Origin of the sequence: Micromonospora sp. NBC_00821, from assembly GCF_036347035.1 — a bacterium.
In the GTDB taxonomy this organism is placed as follows: domain Bacteria; phylum Actinomycetota; class Actinomycetes; order Mycobacteriales; family Micromonosporaceae; genus Micromonospora; species Micromonospora hortensis.
Map to the genome: position 1 here is coordinate 6,373,879 of NZ_CP108880.1, position 17,097 is coordinate 6,390,975.

A 17,097-nucleotide genomic window follows, 5' to 3' on the forward strand; every position below is an offset into this window, starting at 1 on the left:
GCACCGGCGGGGTCACTCGAAGCCGAGGGCCCGGGTCGTCGGTGGGCAGATCAGCAGCCAGGCCACGCCCAGGCCGAGCGCCATCAGCGGCACGCCCAGCCAACCCAGGCCGGCCTGGATCATGAACCACCCGATCGGCAGCAGCATCAGCTGAAGCACTATCGCGGGGGCTCGTGCGCCCGCCTGACGGCGTAGCAGCGCGCGACCCAGGGCCCAGAGCGCGACGGCCGCCCCGATGGCGAACACTGTCACCAGCAATGCCACCAGCAGGTCGGTGCGGGTGGCCGTGAGGTCGGCCCAGATCAGCCAGACGGCGATCAGCCCGACGACGGCCGCCTCCGCCCACAGCAGCCGGACGGCCCAGCGGAGCGTGACGGGGATCGGGTCCGAGTCGATGGTCACGCGCGCCACGATACCCGGGCTGCCGGAAGGTACAGTGCCGCCCATGCGGGCCGTCCTGGTGGTCAATCCGAAGGCCACCACCACCAGCGAACGCAGCCGGGACGTGCTCGTCCGGGCGCTGCGCAGCGAAGTCGATCTCAGCGTGCGCTACACCCGTCGGCGTGGACACGCCGTGGCGCTGGCCCGGGAGGCAGCCGCTGAGGGCGTCGACCTGGTCGTCACCCTGGGTGGCGATGGCACTGTGAACGAGGTGGTGAACGGCCTGATGACGGCCGAACCGCCGACTCGCGCCGGCGACGCGCCGATGGCGGAGCGACTGCCCGCGCTGGCGACCGTCCCCGGTGGCTCGACAAACGTGTTCGCCCGCGCTGTGGGTCTGCCCCGGGAGTGGCCGGAGGCGACCAGCATGATCCTGGAAGGGCTGCGGCTGGGCCGGAGCCGGACGGTGGGGCTGGGCCTCGCCGACGACCGCTACTTCACCTTCTGCGCCGGCTTCGGCCTGGACGCCGCGGTGATCCACCGGGTGGAGCAGGCCCGGCGGAAGGGGCGGGTCTCGACACCATCGCTCTATCTGCGTTCGATCATGAACCAGTACTTCTTCGCCTCGGACCGGCGGCATCCGGCGATCGTCCTGGAGCGTCCGGGTGAGCCGGCGGAGGCCGAGCTGGCCACCGTCATCATCCAGAACACGGCACCGTGGACGTACCTGGGCGACCGGGAGGTCAACCCGAACCCGGCGGCGTCGTTCGATCTGGGGCTCGATGTGCTGGCGTTGCGTCAGCTCCGGGTGGCTAGCACAACACGGACAGTGACGCAGTTCCTGTCCCGGCAACCGGATCCACGCGGTCGGCAGGTGTTACGACTCCATGACACCGCGGAGTTCACGCTGGTCTCCAGTCGTCCGCAGGCGTTCCAGCTGGACGGGGACTATCTCGGCGAGCGGGAGAAAGTCAGATTCACCTCCGTTCCGGCCGCACTGAGAGTAATCTGCTAGGTCTCGGGTACTGCCCTTGGTCGACACGGTGGCCACAACCGATCGACTTGGTCGCCGCCACACCGAGGGGCAGGTGCCGGAAATGTCAGCAATGTCACGCGGACTGTACTATATTGATCCTCGACTGTGGCACGGCGGGTAACCAGGAAAGCACTGGAATCCGGACAAATGGGTTGTGGGCTTGCTCACCGCCCGGAGTTTTTCCGAGCGTCACCCTTGACATCGCGACTGTTCGTGAAAGTATTCACAAGCGAACTTGAGTTACCGGGACATTGCCTGGATATGCTCGTCAGGTTGAGCTGTTCCAGCAGGTCCCCGGCGCTGAACGCCTGCTCACGCACTGCCGAATGGACAGACGCTAACTGTCACCATCGGCACTGCGGATGCATATAGGAAAAGCACGACAAGCAATTGTTCGCCACCCATCCAGAATGAGGAGTGTTGCCGCCATGGACTGGCGTCACCATAGTGTCTGCCGCGACGAGGACCCCGAGCTGTTCTTCCCGATCGGGACGTCTGGACCGGCTCTGCTGCAGGTCGAGCAGGCCAAGGCCGTCTGCAGGCGCTGCTCCGTGACCGACCAGTGCCTTCAGTGGGCACTCGAGTCTGGTCAGGACGCCGGCGTCTGGGGCGGAATGAGCGAGGAGGAGCGGCGCGCCGTCAAGCGGCGCGGCGGTCTCCGGGTGTTGCGCGCTCACTCCGCCTGAACCCCAACACACAGCTGTACGCCCCGGTGGGTTCGCCCACCGGGGCGTTCTGCTGTCCGGCACCGGATCACCCAGTGCCCGCACGGGCCGGGATCACCCAGTGCCCGCACGGGCCGGATCACGCAGCGCCGGCACGGGTCAGCCCGTAGACGCCAGCACCGGCCGGTCGTCGACCCGACGCAGCACCAACTCGACCAACTCCGGTGCGTCGGTCAGCGGCGCGGCGACCGCCACCGCACCCGCCGCCCCGGCCGCCTCGGTCACCGCGTCATGGAACAGCCCCGGCGCGAGGAAGTACGCGGACACCGCGACCCGACGCGCGCCGGACGCCCGCAACCGGGACACCGCCACACCGGCCGCTGGTGGAGCCGCCGAGGCGTACGCCACCCGGCAGGGCACCCCGAACTCCACGCCGAGCGCATCGGCGACCCGGCCCACCGATCGCCGCGCCCGCGCGTCCCGGGTGCCCGCCGCGGCCAGCACCAACGCGTCGAAGCGGCCCGGACGCGTCTCACCCAGCCGTCGGCACAGCCCGGCCAGCAGCCCAGGATCGGGAGTGTCCTCCGCCGGCCCGAGCACATCGGTCACCCGTACCGACAGCGGTGGCCCGGACCGCGTCGCCGCGGCGACCGCCGCCGGAATGTCCACCCGATGGTGGTACGCGGCGGTCAGCAGCAGAGGCACCAGCACCGCCCGGCGGTGACCGGCCACGGCCAGGTCCCGCAGCACCTCGGTCGGCCCCGGCTCGGTGTGGTCCAGCCAACTCGCCCACACCGGTGTGCCCGGCCGGGCCGCCGACACCGCCCGAGCCAGCGCCCGGGTGGCATCGGCAGCCCGTGGGTCACGACTGCCGTGCGCGACAAGCACCACCGGGTCCGCCCCGCCAGCCGCACCGAGGCCGGTCAGGGGCGTCGCCGGGGAGGTCAGACGTGCAGCCCGCACTCGGTCTTCTCGAACATGGCCCACCGGCCGGCCCGCGCGTCCTCGCCGGCCTTCGTACGGCGGGTGCACGGCCAGCAGCCGATCGACCCGTAACCCTGCTTGAACAGCTCGTTGACCGGCACGTTGAAACGGGCGATGTAGGAGTCCACATCCTTCTGCGACCAGGCCGCGATCGGGTTGACCTTGACCTTGCCCCGACGGGCGTCGAAGGTCACCACAGGTGTGTTGGCCCGGCTCGGCGACTCGTCCCGACGCAGACCGGCGGCCCACGCGTCGTACCCGGTCAGCGCCCGCTCCAGCGGCTCCACCTTGCGCAACTGGCAGCAGTCGTCCGGCGACTTGTTGAACAGCCGAGGGCCGTACTGGCCGTCCTGCTGGCCGACGGTGAGCCGGGGCCGGATCGACCTGACGTTCACCGGCAGCGTCCGGGCGACCTCGTCGCGTACCCGTAGCGTCTCGGGGAAGTGCAGGCCGGTGTCGAGGAAGACCACGTCCACCCCGGGGGCCACCCGGGAGACCAGGTGCGCCAGCACGGCGTCGGCCATCGAGCTGGTCACGCAGAACCGCTCACCGAAGGTCTGCGCAGCCCAGCGGGCGATCTCCAGTGCCGGGGCGCCCTCCAGGTCCCGAGCGGCCTGCTCGGCCAGGGCCCGCAGCTCGTCCGGGTCGCGCCGGGCCGGGTCGGCCGACGTCGAGCCGCCCGGGCCCACCAGGCGCAGGCTCGCGGCTGAGACGAGACTCATGAGGTCACCGCCCGACTCAGCAACCCGGTGAACTTCACCGAGAAGACCCGGGTGCAGGCGTGGCACTCCCAGGCGCCGTGACCCGCCTCGTGCGGCCGTAGGTCCTCCTCGCCGCAGTACGGGCAGTACAGAGGTGCCGCTCGGTTCTCGCTGCTCACCGCAGTTCCTCCTCGTCGACTCTGATCACCCAGTTGGCGAACGTCTCGCCCTCGCTCCGACCGGCCAGGTAGCGACGGGCCAGCCGTTCCACGTACTCCGGAAGTTCGTCGGCGGTGGTCTTCAGGCCGCGAAGCTTGCGGCCGAAACCGGCGGTCTGCCCCTGGGCCATGCCCAGCCCGCCGCCCAGGTGCACCTGGAAACCCTCGACCTGCCGGCCGTCCGGGCCGACCACCAGCTGCCCCTTGAGCCCGATGTCGGCCACCTGGGTGCGTGCGCACGCGTTCGGGCAGCCGTTGATGTGGATCGAGATGTCCGCGTCGAAGTCGCGCAGCCGCTGCTCCAGCCGGGCCACCAACTCCTCGCCGCGGGCCTTCGTCTCGACGATGGCGAGCTTGCAGTACTCGATGCCGGTGCACGCCATCGTGCCGCGCCGCCAGGCGGACGGCCGGGCCTCCAGACCGATTCCGCGCAGCGCGTCGATCAGCGACTCCGTCCGCTCCGACGGCACGTCGAGCACCAGCAGCTTCTGGTACGGGGTGAGCCGCACCCGGTCGCTGCCGTGCGCCTCGACCACGTCGGCCAGCTGGCTGAGCTGCGCGCCGGAGACCCGCCCGACCACCGGAGCTGCACCCACGTAGTGCCGCCCGTCGGCCTGCTCGTGCACGCCCACGTGGTCGACCGGCTTCGACGGCAGGATCGGCGCCGGGCCGTCGAGCAGCGTACGACCGAGGTAGTCCTTCTCCAGGACCTCGCGGAAGCGCTCCACACCCCAGTCGGCCACCAGGAACTTCAACCGGGCCCGGTTGCGCAGTCGGCGGTAGCCGTAGTCGCGGAAGATCCCGACCACCCCGGCCCACACGTCCGGCACCTCGGCCAGCGGCACCCAGACGCCGAGCCGCTTGGCGAGCATCGGGTTGGTGGAGAGCCCCCCGCCGACCCAGACGTCGAAGCCGGGCCCGTGCTCCGGGTGGTCGACACCGAGGAAGGCGATGTCGTTCGACTCGTACGGGGTGTCCACCAGCCAGGAGATCGACGTCTTGAACTTGCGGGGCAGGTTGGAGAACTGCTTGTCGCCGACGTACCGGGAGACGATCTCGTCGATCGCCGGGGTCGGGTCGAGCAGCTCGTCGCGGGCCACACCGGCGACCGGGCTGCCCAGCACGATCCGCGGGCAGTCGCCGCAGGCCTCGGTGGTCTGCAGACCGACCGACTCCAGCCGACGCCAGATCTCCGGCATGTCCTCGACCCGGATCCAGTGGTACTGGATGTTCTGCCGGTCGGTGATGTCGGCGGTGTCCCGCGCGAACTCCCGGGAGATGTCCGCGATCACCCGCAGCTGGGCAAGGCTGAGCTGCCCGCCGTCGATGCGGACCCGGAGCATGAAGAACTCGTCCTCCAGCTCGTGCGGCTCCAGCACCGCGGTACGCCCACCGTCGATGCCCGCCTTGCGCTGGGTGTAGAGGCCCCACCAGCGGAACCGGCCCCGCAGGTCCTGCGGATCGATCGAGGCGAAGCCGCGATGCGCGTAGATGGTCTCGATGCGGGCCCGGACGTTGAGCGGGTCGTCGTCCTTCTTGATCCGCTCGTTGGGGTTGAGCGGCTCGCGGTGGCCGAGCGCCCACTGACCCTCACCCCGTGGCCGGCGCGGCGCTCGGGTCGGGCGAGCCGTCGGGTCCTCGGAACGGGCCGGGATGCTGCTGACCGCCATCGCGGCGTCCTCCGTTGTCTGCTGTGCCTCGGGATACGCGGGGCGCGGCGGCCGGCCCGGCGAAGCGGGCGGGACAACGGTGTCTGAGACAGCCGGCGCGGAGCGCGCCCGAGACAGAATGGTCGGGCGTCGTCAGTAGGCCGGACAGATCGCGCTGCGCACGCGGCCGTAATCGACGTGGCGGCGTGCCACGAAGCGGCGGACGACTGCGGCGGTCATGGGCCCATGCTGCCACACCCCATGGGGGCCGGCCAATGTCCACGTGCTGGATCCCACATCACGGGCCGGAGCTCAGCCGACCAGCTGGTCACCAAGGACAGTTCGGGCATAACGCGGAGAGCGCCGGTGACGCCCACGGAGGGGGTGGTCGTGGCAGGCTCGGACCGTGCGGCAATTGTCCGAGAGGTCGGCCGGGGCGGCGTGGGAGCACCTGCGCCGCCTGCCGGTCTGGCTCCCCCCGGTGCTGTTGACAGTGGCGGTGACAGTGACCGGGCTGGGCTCCGCCCAGCTCTGGCGCGACGAATTGGCGACGTGGAGCGCGGCCACCCGGTCGCCCGGCGACCTGGCCCGACTGGCCGGCACCATCGACGCCGCCACCGGGCCGTACTACCTGCTGATGCACCTCTGGACGGGGGTCTTCGGCGACTCCACGATCGCCCTGCGCGTACCGGCCGTGTTGGCGATGACAGTGGCCGCCGGGCTGCTCGCCGTGCTCGGCGCGCGGCTCGTCGACCGGCGCGGCGGTCTCTTCGCCGGGCTGCTGTTCGCGGTGCTCCCCGGCACCTCCCGCTACGGGCAGGAGGCTCGCCCGTACGCGCTGGCCACCATGCTCGCCGTGCTCGCCACAGTGCTGCTGGTGGCCGCGTTGCGTCGACCGAGCTGGGCCCGCTGGGCCGGTTACGCCGCCGCCGTCGCCGCTCTCGGGCTCATCCACCTGATCGCGCTCACACTGCTCGCCGCCCACGCGCTGGTCGTCCTCATCGTCTGGTGGCGCGGCCCGGCCCCGGCCGGCATCGCCACCCCGGCCCAGCCCGACGCCGAGCGGGACCGGCGGGTGTGGCGGTGGCTGGTCGCCGTGGTGCCGGTCGCGCTGCTGGCCGGCCCGCTGCTGGTCAAGGCGCGTAGCCAGCAGTCCCGGCAGTTGAACTGGGTCCACCTGGCCCGGCTGGACGACCTGAGCGCGCTGCCCGGCGGCGTGGCCCAGAGCGGTGTGGTCGGTGGCCTGCTGCTCGGGGTCGCCGCGTTGGGCGCGGCCCGGCTCGGGCGGCGCTCCCTGCTGCCGGTCGGCGCGGTGCTGCTGCCCGTACTGCTGCTCTTCGCCGCCGGCACTGTCGTACCGCTGTGGGTGCCCCGGTACCTGGTCTTCGTGGTGCCCTTCGCGTGCCTGCTGGCGGGCGCGGCGCTGGCCGCCGTGGCCGCTCCGGCCGCGCTCGTCGTGGTGGTCCTGGCCGGGCTGCTCGGCCTACCCGACCAGGCCGCGCTGCGACGGACCCACGAGTGGCCGCGCAGCGCGCCGGTGGACTACGCGGGGGCGGCCCGGGTGATCGCCGACGGCCAACGCCCGGGGGACGCGGTGGTCTACTCGCCCCGGCACAGCTGGCTCTTCCTCGATCTCGGCATCGAGTACCACCTCAGCGACCCGCCACGCGACGTGCTGGTCACCGAGGACGAGGTCCGCCGCGGCGACCTGTGGGCCGCCGAGTGCCCCCAGCCAGCACCGTGCCTGGCCGGTACGACGAGGGTGTGGCTCGTCGTCTCCGGCCGGCACGCGGAGCCGCTGGCCGCTGTGCCCGGCCCCAAGGGCGACGCCCTACGCACCGACTTCACCGTCACCCAGGTCTGGCCGCGCCCCGGCCTGACCATTGCCCTGCTGACCAGCCGCCCCGACCGCTGACCGGCCCGTCCACGGGCAGGCCGGCGGCTCAGGTCTGCGAGCGGCCGTCGTGGGTGTTGCGGGCCAGCGGGACGACCAGCATTGCCTCGGTGCCACCGTTGGCGCCGGCACGCAGTTCGATGGTGCCGCGCAGCTCCCCGGTGATCAGCGCTCGGACGATCTGCAGGCCGAGCCGGCTGCCGCGTTCGGCGTCGAAGTCCGGGGGCAGGCCGCGCCCGTTGTCGGTCACCGAGACGTGCAGCATCTTGCGGAACCGGTGCGCGGAGACCACCACCTCGGGTCGCAGCGACGGGTCCACCTCGGGCGCGGCGACCGGCACCATGCCGGAGGCGGAGGCCACCGGGGGATCCTCCGCCTCGTCGGCCGGTGGGAAGCCGTGCTCGACGGCGTTGAGCAGCAACTCGTTGAGAACCATCACCAGCGAGGTGGCGATCTCCGCCGGCAGTACGCCGAAGCTGCCCCGCCGGCGCATGCCGACGCTCACCTCGGTCGCCGCGACCTCGGTCGCCGCGCTGGCCACCCGGTCGACGATGCCGTCGAACTCCACCGCCTCGTCGCTGGACATCGAGAGGGTCTCGTGCACCAGGGCGATCGAGGCGACCCGACGGACCGATTCCTCGAGCGCGACCCGGGCCTCCGGCATCGCCACCCGGCGGGCCTGCAACCGCAGCAGCGCGGCCACCGTCTGAAGATTGTTCTTCACCCGGTGGTGGATCTCCCGGATGGTGGCGTCCTTGGTGATCAGCGCCCGGTCCCGGCGGCGTACCTCGGTGATGTCCCGGACCAGCACCAACGCTCCGATCGGCACCCCGGCCGGCATCAGCGGCAGCGCCCGGGTGAGCATCGTGGCACCTCGTGCGTCGATCTCCCGGCGGGGTGGCGCCTCACCGCGCAGCGCGGCCAGGATGCCGTTCGAGGCCTCGGTGCCGTCCAGCGGGTCACCGGCCAACCGGCGGTGCAACGCGGCCAGGTCCTCCCCCACGAGGTGCGAGGCGTAGCCCAGGCGGCGGTACGCGGACTGCGCGTTCGGGCTGGCGTAGGTGACCTTGCCGCCGGCGTCGAGCCGGACCAGGCCGTCGCCGACCCGGGGCGCCGATGTGGTCTCGCCCGGATGCCGCGGCGGCGGGAAGGTGCCGTCCGCGATCATCTGCGCCAGGTCGTCGGCGGTGGTGAGGTAGTTGAGCTCCAGCTGGCTGGGCGTACGCGCGGTGGAGAGGTTGGTGTCCCGCCCCACCACGGCGATCACCTCGCCGGCCTCCCCCTCGGCGGTACGCAGCCGAACCGGGATCGCCTCGTGGCGGGCCGGCACGTCGCCGTACCAGACCGGGTCGCCCTCGCGCCAGATCCGGCCCTGGGAGTACGCCACCCCCAGGTGGGCCACCTCCGGACCGCCGACGATCCGACCCACCTGGTCGTCCTGGTAGGCGGTCGGTGCGGTGGTCGGGCGCACCTGGGCGACGCAGAGGAACGTGCCGTCGGCGTCGACCGGCACCCAGAGCAGCAGGTCGGCGAAGGACAGATCGGAGAGCAGTTGCCAGTCGCCGGCGATCCGGTGCAGGTGGTCGATGTCGGCCGGACGGAGATGGGTGTGCTCCTCGGCGAGGTCGCGCAGCGTGGACACGGTGACCAGGGTGCCACGCCGCGCCTCACATCGTCGCGGTGACCTTCTTCAACCCGCGCGGCGCGTCCGGGTCCTCGCCTCGGGTCAGAGCCAGGGCCAGCGCCAACCGCTGCATCGGCAGGATGTCCAGGAGCGGGGCGTACCGCTCGTCGACCTCGGGGACGGCCAGCCGGGTGGCGCCCGGTACGTCGGCGGAGCCGACCACCACGACGTCGGCGCGGCGTTCGCCGAGGCGCGGCAGCACCTCACCCATCGACCGGCCGCCGGGGCCGGAGCCGACCACGGCGAGCACGGGGACCTCCGGGTCGGTCATCGCGAGCGGGCCGTGCAGCAGGTCGGCGCCGGAGAAGGCGAGTGCCGGCAGGTACGAGGTCTCCATCAGCTTCAGCGCGGCCTCCCGCGCGGTGGGGTAGGCGTACCCCCGGCCGGTGGTGACCAACTGCCGGGCGAACCGGTAGCGCGGGGCGAGCTGGGCCGGGGTGCCGTCGGCCAGGGTGCGGGCGGCCAGCTCGGGCAGCGCGTCGAGCGCCTCCCGTTCGGCCTTCGGGAGCACGCCGTCGCCGGCCCGGATCCCCTCCACCAGCATCAGCAGGGCGAGCAGCTCCGCGGTGTACGTCTTGGTGGCGGCCACCGCCCGCTCGTGCCCGGCGGCGATGTCGACGCTCAACTCGGCCACGTCGACCAGCGGCGAGTCGGGGGCGTTTGTCACAGCGAGGGTCAGCGCACCGGAGGCTCGGGCGGCGCGCAGCACCTCGGCCAGGTCGGGCGAGCCGCCGCTCTGGCTGACCCCGACGACCAGCGCGTCGGAGAGGTCGGGGCGGGCCCCGAACAGGGTGACGACGCTGGGCGAGGCCAGCCCGGCGGGCAGGCCGAGCCGGATCTCGGTCAGGTAGGCCCCGTAGAGCGCCGCGTGATCGGAGGTGCCCCGCGCGGTGAAGACCACGTGCCGTGGCCGACGTTCCGCGATGACCGCCGCCACCCGGGCGATCTCGGCGGCGTTGGCAGCGGAGAGCAGGCGCGCGTAGCCAGCCGGCTGCTCGTCGATGTCGGCTGCCATTCCAGCCCCTGCACGTGTCACGGAAACCCTCCCCCTGCGCGGTTGCCGCGCGATTCTTGCTCAGTCTTGCACTTTTGAGCGTATCTCAGCAATCGAACGAGCAGGATTGCGCAGCTGATCACCAGTTGATCTCAATATCAACTAAGCTTTACCCGTTGCACCCGGTCTAACTGCCACGAGAGGACGACGTGCCCGAGGGAACGGACGATCCCGCGCTCTCCGCGACGGAGGAGCTGGCGCTGGCCCGGCTGGCACTCGACGAGGGCGACCTGCACCACGCCGCCGGCCACCTCGCCGGCGCGTTGGCACGGGCCCCCACCCTGCCGGAGGTGCACGAGACGCTGGCCCGGCTCGCCGTGTCGAGCGGCGGCGGCCTCGACCTCTTCCCCATCAACCACCACACGTTCGTCGGCGCGGTCGTCGCCCGCGCCCACCTCCTCGCCACCGCCGGGCGCCCCGCCGAAGGGCTGGAGCTGCTGGCCGCCGCGACGTCGTACGCGCCCGGCACCGAGTGGGCCGGCGTGCCCTGGGTCACCGCGCCCGAGCTGGCCGAACGACTGGAACCGGAGCACATCGCCCGCGTCCTCATGCAGGTCTGCGCCGCACTACCCGACCCGGTGCCGCGGATCGGCCGGGCCCCGCTGACCCCGTACCTCACGCTCGCCCGCAACGCGGCCACAGTGCACCCCGAACACGGCCTGCTGCTGGGCGCGGCGTCCGCGCTGGCCCGGCGCCTCGGCGAGGTCGAGCTGGCGGTCCGCTGGGCCACCCGAGGGGTTCGCGCACAGCCCTCGAAGATGGGCGAGGTGTGGCTCGGGTACGCGTACCGCAGCTCGGGCCGGACCCGTGACGGCCTCGCGGCCCTCGGTCGGGCCGTCGAGCTGGACCCCGACGACCTGGCGATCTACGCGGACATCGCCGGCACCCTGGCCGAGATCGGCCGACTGGACGAGGCGTTGGAGTGGACCGAGCGGGCGCTGGCGCGCGATCCGTCGTTCGACTGCGCGGTGCACACCGCCCACCGCCTGCGGCACCTGCGCGACGGTGACCTCGCCCACCTTGTCGCGCTCGCCGACTTCGTGCGGGACCACCCGGACGACAGCCACGAGCACGGCGACCTGGCCCAGTGCTGCCGAGGTAGGCCCTGGCTCGGCCAACTCACCCCGGCCGGTGGGCCCCTTGTCGACGCCATGCGCCAGGCGGTGGCCGATGACGAACTTGGTCTCGGTGGTGCCGTACGCCTGCCCGCCGCCGCCCCGCCGAGCGCGGTCGGGACGGCGATCTCCACCGCCCCCGGGCTGCGGATCGAGGTGGTCGGCACGCCCGAGCCCGACCCGCGCGAGCCCCGCCGGGAGACCGCTCAGCGGTTGTGGCACTACGCGGACGCCGTCCCGACGCCCGCGCTCGCGGCGCCCTCGGCGACGGCTGTCGAACGGATCGGGCAGATCGCCCACCCGGCGTGGGCACATCCACCGGCGGCGTACGACGCCGCGGTGGGCCTGGCCGGCCTCGACCTGGGCGACCTGCTCGGTTTGCTGGTGCACCCGCCGGCGGCGCCGGCCAACGCGGTGGGTCGACTGCTGGCGGCCCACGACCCGTCGGTCTGGGTCCGTGGAGTGCAGGTGTGGGCCTGTCTGGGGCTGCTGCACCACCGCACCGACGAGCCGTGGGAGGGCTCGACCCGGCGCCGGGTGCTGCTCGATCTGATCTGGGGCGTCGAGGACTGGGTCACCGAGGCGGCGCTGTTCGCCCTGGTCACGGCCGCCTGGGTGGACCCCTCGGTGCGGTCGGACGTGGCCCGGGTGGTGGCGGAGCGGCTGGCCGACGCGGCTGCCGTGGCGCGGAGCCGACCGGTCCCGATCGCCGCCTCGCTCGCCCACCTGGCACTCGCCGCCCCGCAGTTGGATCCGGCGACGGCGGCACTGGCCACCGAACTGCTGGCCACCTACTCCCCCCGGCTCCCCCGCCCCCGCAACCCCCTACGCCGCCTCTGGCAACGCCTGCTCCGCCGCTGACTCCCACCACCCCGCGATCTTGCACTTACTGTCGCCGTTTTGTCGGAAACAGTGCTTATGCACGCGCACAAAGTGCAAGATCGCGGAGGTTCGTGGGTCAGGCGACCGGGGCCTTGCCGAGGGCGACCTCGGCGTCCTCCTCCGGGGTGGCCTGCGGCGGCGCCTCGTTCGCGGTGCGCAGCGGGATCTCCTTGATGAACCAGGCGAGCACCGGGATCACGATGGTGAACAGCACCGCCCAGAGGAAGACGTGCGAGATGGCGTCGGACAGACCACCGAGCACCGCCTCGCGCGCCTGGGCGGGCAGTTCCCTGAGCTTCTCCAGGTCCATCCCGGCGCCGGCCTCGCCGCCACCGAAGGCCCGGCCGCCCTCGGAGCTGGCCAGCCGGTTGGCGAAGATCGCGCCGAACAGCGAGATGCCGAACGAGCCGCCGATCGACCGGAAGAAGGTGGCCGCGCCGCTGGCCGCGCCGAGGTCCTTCTGCTCCACGCTGTTCTGCGCGATCAGCATCGACGTCTGCATGAGGAAGCCCATGCCGACGCCGAGCACGATCATGTAGAGCGAGGACATCAGCTTGCTGGTGTCGGTGTCGAGCATGGACAGCAGCGCCATGCCCGCCGTCATCGTCACGCCACCGATGATCGGGTACGCCCGGTACCTGCCGTTGCGGGTGATCGCCCGGCCGATGACCAGCGAGACGACGAGCATGCCGAACATCAACGGCAGCAGCAGCAGACCACTGTTGGTGGCCGACGCCCCCTGCACTGTCTGCTGGTAGAGCGGCAGGAAGTTCATCGCGCCGAACATCGCGAAGCCGAGCAGGAAGCCGATCACCGAGATCAGCGCGAAGTTACGGTTGGCGAAGAGCGCCAGCGGCAGGATCGGCTCCTGGACACGGCGTTCCACAAGGCCGAACGCCGCCAACGCGACGACGGCCAGCACGGCCAGGCCAAGGATCGGCAGTGACACCCAGTCGTACTCGTTGCCACCCCAGGTGGTGATGAGCACGATCGCTGTGATGCCGACCGAGAGCAGCCCGGCGCCGAGCCAGTCGATCCGGTGCTCGGTGCGGTACTTGGGCAGGTGCATGGTGGTGATCAGCACGAGCAGCGCGATTCCGCCCAGCGGCAGGTTCACGTAGAACGCCCAGCGCCACGAGAGGTGGTCGGTGATGAACCCGCCGACCAGCGGGCCGGCGACCATGGCGATGGCCATGATGCCGGCGATCATGCCCTGGTAGCGCCCGCGCTCGCGGGGCGGGACCAGGTCACCGATGATCGCCATCACGCCGACCATGAGGCCACCGGCGCCGAGGCCCTGCACGGCCCGGAAGGCGATGAGCTGGACCATGCCGTCCTCTGGGCCGCCGAGCATCCCGGAGCCGGCCATGCCACAGAGGGCGGAGCCGACCAGGAAGACGACGACCGAGGTCAGGAAGACGGACTTGCGGCCGTAGAGGTCACCGAGCTTGCCCCAGATCGGGGTGGAGACGGTGGTGCCGAGGACGTACGCGGTAACCACCCAGGTGAAGTGGTTGAGCCCGCCGAACTCGCCGACGATCCGCGGTAACGCGGTGCTGACGATCATATTGTCGAGCATCGCGAGCATCATCGCGATCATCAGCCCGAACAGCACGACCCGGATGTTGTTGGGTCGAGTGCCGGCCTGGGTTGCCTGAGTCATGGGTAAGCTCCCCCCGAGGATTGCCGTACTTACTTGCCGCCCGGCTAGTCACCTTACTAGCCGCACGGTAAGTTGGGTACAAGCAACGGTCAAGCCATTTGGAGGGTGTGCGTGAGCGAGAGCACAGGCGGCGGAACGCGGGAACGGATCAAGGCCGTCGCGCTCGAACTCTTCACCGAGCAGGGGTACGAGAAGACCTCGCTCCGGGAAATCGCCGAGCGCCTCAACGTCACCAAGGCCGCGCTCTACTACCACTTCAAGAGCAAGGACGACATCGTCGCCAGCTTCGTCGAGGACCGGCTGGAGGGGATGGATGCGCTGATCGCCTGGGCCGCCACCCAGCCCGCCACCCTGTCCACCCGGCGCGAGCTGATCTCCCGGTACGCCGACACGATGTTCGACGGCACTCAGCCGTCGGTGATGCGCTTCTTCGAGCAGAACCAGACCGCGCTCAAGAGCCTCTCCTCCGGGCAGAAGATGCGCGGTCGGATGTTGGAGCTGGCCGACGCGCTCTGCCGGGGCGACGACTCCCCCGCCGCCCAACTGCGCGCGGCGCTGTCAATCTTCGCTGTGCACACCAGCTGGTTCGCGGTCCGCGCGCCGCACATCAGCGACGACGAACGCCGCAAGCTCGCCCTGGAGGTGGCAGACGAACTGCTGGCCGCCATCGGCACGCAACCCGACGCCTGACCGGGCGTGATCGTGCCGGCCCGGGGCTCGTCGGTCGCCGGCTCAGCCGCGCGTCAGCTCCAGCCGCAGGCCGAGCAGATCCACACCCGGCAGCGGTGACCAGTCCTTCTCCGGAGAACGGACGAAACCGCGCCGCGAGTAGAGCCGGTGCGCCGAATCGGCCATCCCGGCCCGGACGCAGATCGCCACCGCCGTGCAACCCAACTCGGTCGCCCGGTCGACACACGCCTCGACCAGCGCGGCACCCACACCCCGCCCCTGGGCGCCCGGGTCGACGGCGAGCATCCGGAACTCCGCCTCGCCCGGCCCCGCCAGTTCGGCGAACGGGGTGCCCGGCAGCACGAACGTGACCGAGCCGAGCACCGCCCCGGTCACCTCGTCGACTGCGATCAGCACCTCGCCGCTGGCGGCTCGGGTCGACACGTCGGCCAGCACCTCGCCGTACCCGTGTTCGCCCTTGAGCTGGCCGTCCGCCTCGTACGCGGCCACTGTCAGCCGGGCCACCGCCGGGAAGTCGGCCGACTCGGCCAAACGGACCCGCAACCCGGTCAAGCGATCACCGCGATCAGGTCACCGTCCTGCACGACGTCGCCCTCGTTGACGACGAGCTGCTGGAGCACACCATCGGACTCGGCGACGACCGGGATCTCCATCTTCATCGACTCGAGGATCACCAGGGTGTCGCCCTCGGTCACCGTGTCACCCGCCGTGGCGACGACCTTCCAGACGTTGGCCACCATCTCGGCGCGGATCTCCTCGGCCATGTCCAGGCCCTCCCTCTTCGCGACGTGCCTGCCGATGTATCCAATCATGCGTCGACCGGCGATGGGCGGGCAGCGGCGCAGCCGGGATGACAGGCCCGCCCTGGGGAAGGCGGCGGCTGTCGACCGCACTACCATCAGCGGGTCGGACCCGACGCCGGACCGCCGGTGGCCGCATCCGCGCCGAGGTCGTGCGCAGGACGGATCCGACCCATCACGAGGAGGTCAGCATGGCGAAGAAGTCCCGGAAGAAGAAGGCTCGTAAGAAGAACGCCGCGAACCACGGCAAGCGTCCCAACTCCTGAACGGGTCGACGGGCCGACTGCCCGTCGCCGCTCAGCCGGCCGAGGCCGGGTACACCGGTGGCCCGGGTCGACATCGACCCGGGCCACCGGTCTTGCCAGCTGGTGCCGGCGCTCGATCGGCCAGCTCAAACGATCAGTCGGCCAGCTCACGAGAGTCGCTGGTCTCGAAGACCACCAGCTCGGTGAGCTTGACCCGCAGCCGCTCGCGCAGCTGATCCGGCGCGGTCTCGTTGCCACAGCAACGCGCCACCAGCGCCCGCACCTCCTGCTCCAGCCCGTACTCGCGCAGGCAGGGCCCGCACTCGTCCAGGTGGTGCCGGATCAGCGAGCGGCGCTCGTCGGCGCACTCCAGATCCAGGTAGAGATACACCTCCGCGAGCACTTCGCGGCAGTCCGTCTCGTGCGGCTCCCCACAGCTCACGTCATACCTCCCGGCCGGCAGCGGCGGTCGAGCCCTTCGCCGAGCGGGCCGCACTGAAGCCCCGCTCCCCGGCGTAACGCTCGAGCAGCTTGCGCAGATTACGACGGCCCCGGTGCAGACGCGACATCACGGTGCCGATCGGCGTGCCCATGATGTCCGCGACCTCCTTGTAGGAGAAGCCCTCGACATCGGTGAGGTAGACGGCCAGGCGGAACTCCTCCGGCAACTGCTGGAGGGCCTCCTTGACGTCGCTGTCCGGCAGCCGGTCCAGTGCCTCGGTCTCGGCCGAGCGCAACCCGCTGGAGGTGTGCGACTCGGCCTCGGCGAGCTGCCAGTCGGTGATCTCCTCGGTGGGCGCCTGGATCGGCTGACGCTGCCGCTTGCGGTAGGAGTTGATGTAGGTGTTGGTCAGGATCCGGTAGAGCCAGGCCTTGAGGTTCGTGCCCTGCTCAAACTGGTGGAAGGCCGCGTACGCCTTCAGGTACGTCTCCTGGACCAGGTCCTCGGCATCCGCCGGGTTGCGTGTCATTCGCAGCCCAGCAGCGTAGAGCTGATCGACGAATGGCATCGCGTCCCGCTCGAATCGGGCCCTGCGCTCGTCCGTCTTCTCGGTGGTCAACCGCACATCCCCTCGCGTCGGATGCTTTCCCGCCGAGGATACGCGCACGGACCTGCCCGCAGATTCACTTCCGGCCGGTGTGCCCGTGCTCACCGCACCCACCACGCCCGGTCCCGCCGTCGCCGGCCACTCCGGACCGTCCAGCAGCCGCTTCAGCTGCCGGGCGTCCCGCTCGTCCCGTTCCAGGCTTCGTGTCTCGGTTGGCACCGGTCACCCCCCTCGAAGAAAAGTCGTCCGGGGGTAGTAACGCGAGATGACCACTGGGGCATTCCGGCCGGTCCTCCCCGTTCCTGGTCCCGGCCCCGACGTCGGCCGGCGCTGGGACCAGGAAGGGCCTGGGAGGACTGGTGTAACGGGCCCTGCTCGGGCCTGCGG

Annotated in this window: 18 protein-coding genes; 6 read left to right on the top strand and 12 right to left on the bottom strand. The window is 71.4% G+C overall.

The genetic code is table 11. The features are described from left to right. Window positions 1-12: 12 nt before the first annotated feature. Window positions 13-402, bottom strand: a complete 390-nt coding sequence (locus OHB44_RS29215) for a hypothetical protein (RefSeq protein ID WP_266304505.1) — start codon at window positions 400-402, stop codon at window positions 13-15. A 43-nt stretch (window positions 403-445) separates the two neighbouring features. Here OHB44_RS29215 and OHB44_RS29220 point away from each other — a divergent pair, with 43 nt between their 5' ends. Together OHB44_RS29220 and OHB44_RS29225 are read left to right on the top strand one after the other, a co-directional pair. Further along, on the top strand, window positions 446-1,396 hold the full coding sequence (locus tag OHB44_RS29220; RefSeq protein ID WP_091406065.1) for a diacylglycerol/lipid kinase family protein: 951 nt from the start codon (window positions 446-448) through the stop codon (window positions 1,394-1,396). Between the two features lie 449 nt (window positions 1,397-1,845). Further along, on the top strand, window positions 1,846-2,103 hold the full coding sequence (locus OHB44_RS29225; RefSeq protein ID WP_088950012.1) for a WhiB family transcriptional regulator: 258 nt from the start codon (window positions 1,846-1,848) through the stop codon (window positions 2,101-2,103). Window positions 2,104-2,241: 138 nt separating this feature from the next. Here OHB44_RS29225 and OHB44_RS29230 read toward each other — a convergent pair whose 3' ends face one another. Genes OHB44_RS29230 through OHB44_RS29245 form a run of 4 tightly spaced genes read right to left on the bottom strand, consistent with a single transcriptional unit; the run spans window position 2,242 to window position 5,655 of the window. Further along, window positions 2,242-3,009 carry a sirohydrochlorin chelatase gene (locus tag OHB44_RS29230; RefSeq protein ID WP_238687481.1) on the bottom strand — a complete coding sequence of 256 codons (768 nt, stop codon included), beginning with the start codon at window positions 3,007-3,009 and terminating at the stop codon, window positions 2,242-2,244. A gap of 17 nt (window positions 3,010-3,026) precedes the next feature. Next, window positions 3,027-3,788 carry a phosphoadenylyl-sulfate reductase gene (locus OHB44_RS29235; protein WP_210784604.1) on the bottom strand — a complete coding sequence of 254 codons (762 nt, stop codon included), beginning with the start codon at window positions 3,786-3,788 and terminating at the stop codon, window positions 3,027-3,029. Beyond that, on the bottom strand, window positions 3,785-3,946 hold the full coding sequence (locus OHB44_RS29240) for a hypothetical protein (RefSeq protein WP_165435836.1): 162 nt from the start codon (window positions 3,944-3,946) through the stop codon (window positions 3,785-3,787). Before OHB44_RS29240 ends, OHB44_RS29235 begins: the two co-directional genes overlap by 4 nt. Continuing rightward, window positions 3,943-5,655 (bottom strand): nitrite/sulfite reductase, encoded by a 1,713-nt coding sequence (locus tag OHB44_RS29245; protein WP_238687428.1) that lies wholly within the window; start codon window positions 5,653-5,655, stop codon window positions 3,943-3,945. Before OHB44_RS29245 ends, OHB44_RS29240 begins: the two co-directional genes overlap by 4 nt. A gap of 385 nt (window positions 5,656-6,040) precedes the next feature. Between OHB44_RS29245 and OHB44_RS29250 the strand changes: the two genes are divergently transcribed. After that, a complete protein-coding gene (locus tag OHB44_RS29250) occupies window positions 6,041-7,549 on the top strand; it encodes a glycosyltransferase family 39 protein (RefSeq protein ID WP_330438911.1) in 1,509 nt (502 codons plus the stop codon). 28 nt (window positions 7,550-7,577) lie between these two features. Here OHB44_RS29250 and OHB44_RS29255 read toward each other — a convergent pair whose 3' ends face one another. Together OHB44_RS29255 and OHB44_RS29260 are read right to left on the bottom strand one after the other, a co-directional pair. Next, the gene (locus tag OHB44_RS29255; protein ID WP_238687430.1) at window positions 7,578-9,170 is read right to left on the bottom strand and encodes a PAS domain-containing sensor histidine kinase; all 1,593 of its coding nucleotides are present in this window, start codon (window positions 9,168-9,170) and stop codon (window positions 7,578-7,580) included. A gap of 25 nt (window positions 9,171-9,195) precedes the next feature. Then, a complete protein-coding gene (locus tag OHB44_RS29260) occupies window positions 9,196-10,227 on the bottom strand; it encodes an SIS domain-containing protein (RefSeq protein WP_124776247.1) in 1,032 nt (343 codons plus the stop codon). Window positions 10,228-10,415: 188 nt separating this feature from the next. Here OHB44_RS29260 and OHB44_RS29265 point away from each other — a divergent pair, with 188 nt between their 5' ends. Then, the gene (locus OHB44_RS29265) at window positions 10,416-12,242 is read left to right on the top strand and encodes a tetratricopeptide repeat protein (RefSeq protein WP_266304502.1); all 1,827 of its coding nucleotides are present in this window, start codon (window positions 10,416-10,418) and stop codon (window positions 12,240-12,242) included. Between the two features lie 97 nt (window positions 12,243-12,339). On the opposite strand, the gene OHB44_RS29270 is transcribed toward OHB44_RS29265, so the two are convergent. Next, window positions 12,340-13,926 carry an MDR family MFS transporter gene (locus tag OHB44_RS29270; RefSeq protein WP_238687432.1) on the bottom strand — a complete coding sequence of 529 codons (1,587 nt, stop codon included), beginning with the start codon at window positions 13,924-13,926 and terminating at the stop codon, window positions 12,340-12,342. A gap of 105 nt (window positions 13,927-14,031) precedes the next feature. Here OHB44_RS29270 and OHB44_RS29275 point away from each other — a divergent pair, with 105 nt between their 5' ends. Beyond that, on the top strand, window positions 14,032-14,616 hold the full coding sequence (locus tag OHB44_RS29275; RefSeq protein WP_238687433.1) for a TetR/AcrR family transcriptional regulator: 585 nt from the start codon (window positions 14,032-14,034) through the stop codon (window positions 14,614-14,616). Between the two features lie 42 nt (window positions 14,617-14,658). Here the strand turns inward: OHB44_RS29275 and OHB44_RS29280 are convergent, their stop codons facing one another. Together OHB44_RS29280 and OHB44_RS29285 are read right to left on the bottom strand one after the other, a co-directional pair. After that, a complete protein-coding gene (locus OHB44_RS29280; protein ID WP_238687434.1) occupies window positions 14,659-15,168 on the bottom strand; it encodes a GNAT family N-acetyltransferase in 510 nt (169 codons plus the stop codon). Further along, entirely contained in the window at window positions 15,165-15,386 is a 222-nt protein-coding gene (locus tag OHB44_RS29285; protein WP_181518367.1) for a biotin/lipoyl-binding carrier protein, read from the bottom strand. Before OHB44_RS29285 ends, OHB44_RS29280 begins: the two co-directional genes overlap by 4 nt. 221 nt (window positions 15,387-15,607) lie before the next feature. Here OHB44_RS29285 and OHB44_RS33555 point away from each other — a divergent pair, with 221 nt between their 5' ends. Next, window positions 15,608-15,682 carry a 50S ribosomal protein bL37 gene (locus tag OHB44_RS33555; RefSeq protein ID WP_372433306.1) on the top strand — a complete coding sequence of 25 codons (75 nt, stop codon included), beginning with the start codon at window positions 15,608-15,610 and terminating at the stop codon, window positions 15,680-15,682. 133 nt (window positions 15,683-15,815) lie between these two features. Here the strand turns inward: OHB44_RS33555 and rsrA are convergent, their stop codons facing one another. Further along, the gene (gene rsrA, locus OHB44_RS29295; RefSeq protein WP_030490399.1) at window positions 15,816-16,103 is read right to left on the bottom strand and encodes a mycothiol system anti-sigma-R factor; all 288 of its coding nucleotides are present in this window, start codon (window positions 16,101-16,103) and stop codon (window positions 15,816-15,818) included. 1 nt (window position 16,104) lies between these two features. After that, window positions 16,105-16,929, bottom strand: a complete 825-nt coding sequence (locus OHB44_RS29300; protein ID WP_210784612.1) for a sigma-70 family RNA polymerase sigma factor — start codon at window positions 16,927-16,929, stop codon at window positions 16,105-16,107. Between the last annotated feature and the right edge of the window lie 168 nt (window positions 16,930-17,097).

What these genes read in the sequence shown, in the direction of transcription:
- OHB44_RS29225 (WP_088950012.1), top strand. Translation starts at nt 1,846, where the DNA reads ATGGACTGGCGTCACCATAGTGTCTGCCGCGACGAGGACCCCGAGCTG.
- OHB44_RS29220 (WP_091406065.1), top strand. Translation starts at nt 446, where the DNA reads ATGCGGGCCGTCCTGGTGGTCAATCCGAAGGCCACCACCACCAGCGAA.
- OHB44_RS29270 (WP_238687432.1), bottom strand. Translation starts at nt 13,926, where the DNA reads ATGACTCAGGCAACCCAGGCCGGCACTCGACCCAACAACATCCGGGTC.
- OHB44_RS29235 (WP_210784604.1), bottom strand. Translation starts at nt 3,788, where the DNA reads ATGAGTCTCGTCTCAGCCGCGAGCCTGCGCCTGGTGGGCCCGGGCGGC.
- OHB44_RS29245 (WP_238687428.1), bottom strand. Translation starts at nt 5,655, where the DNA reads ATGGCGGTCAGCAGCATCCCGGCCCGTTCCGAGGACCCGACGGCTCGC.
- OHB44_RS29260 (WP_124776247.1), bottom strand. Translation starts at nt 10,227, where the DNA reads ATGGCAGCCGACATCGACGAGCAGCCGGCTGGCTACGCGCGCCTGCTC.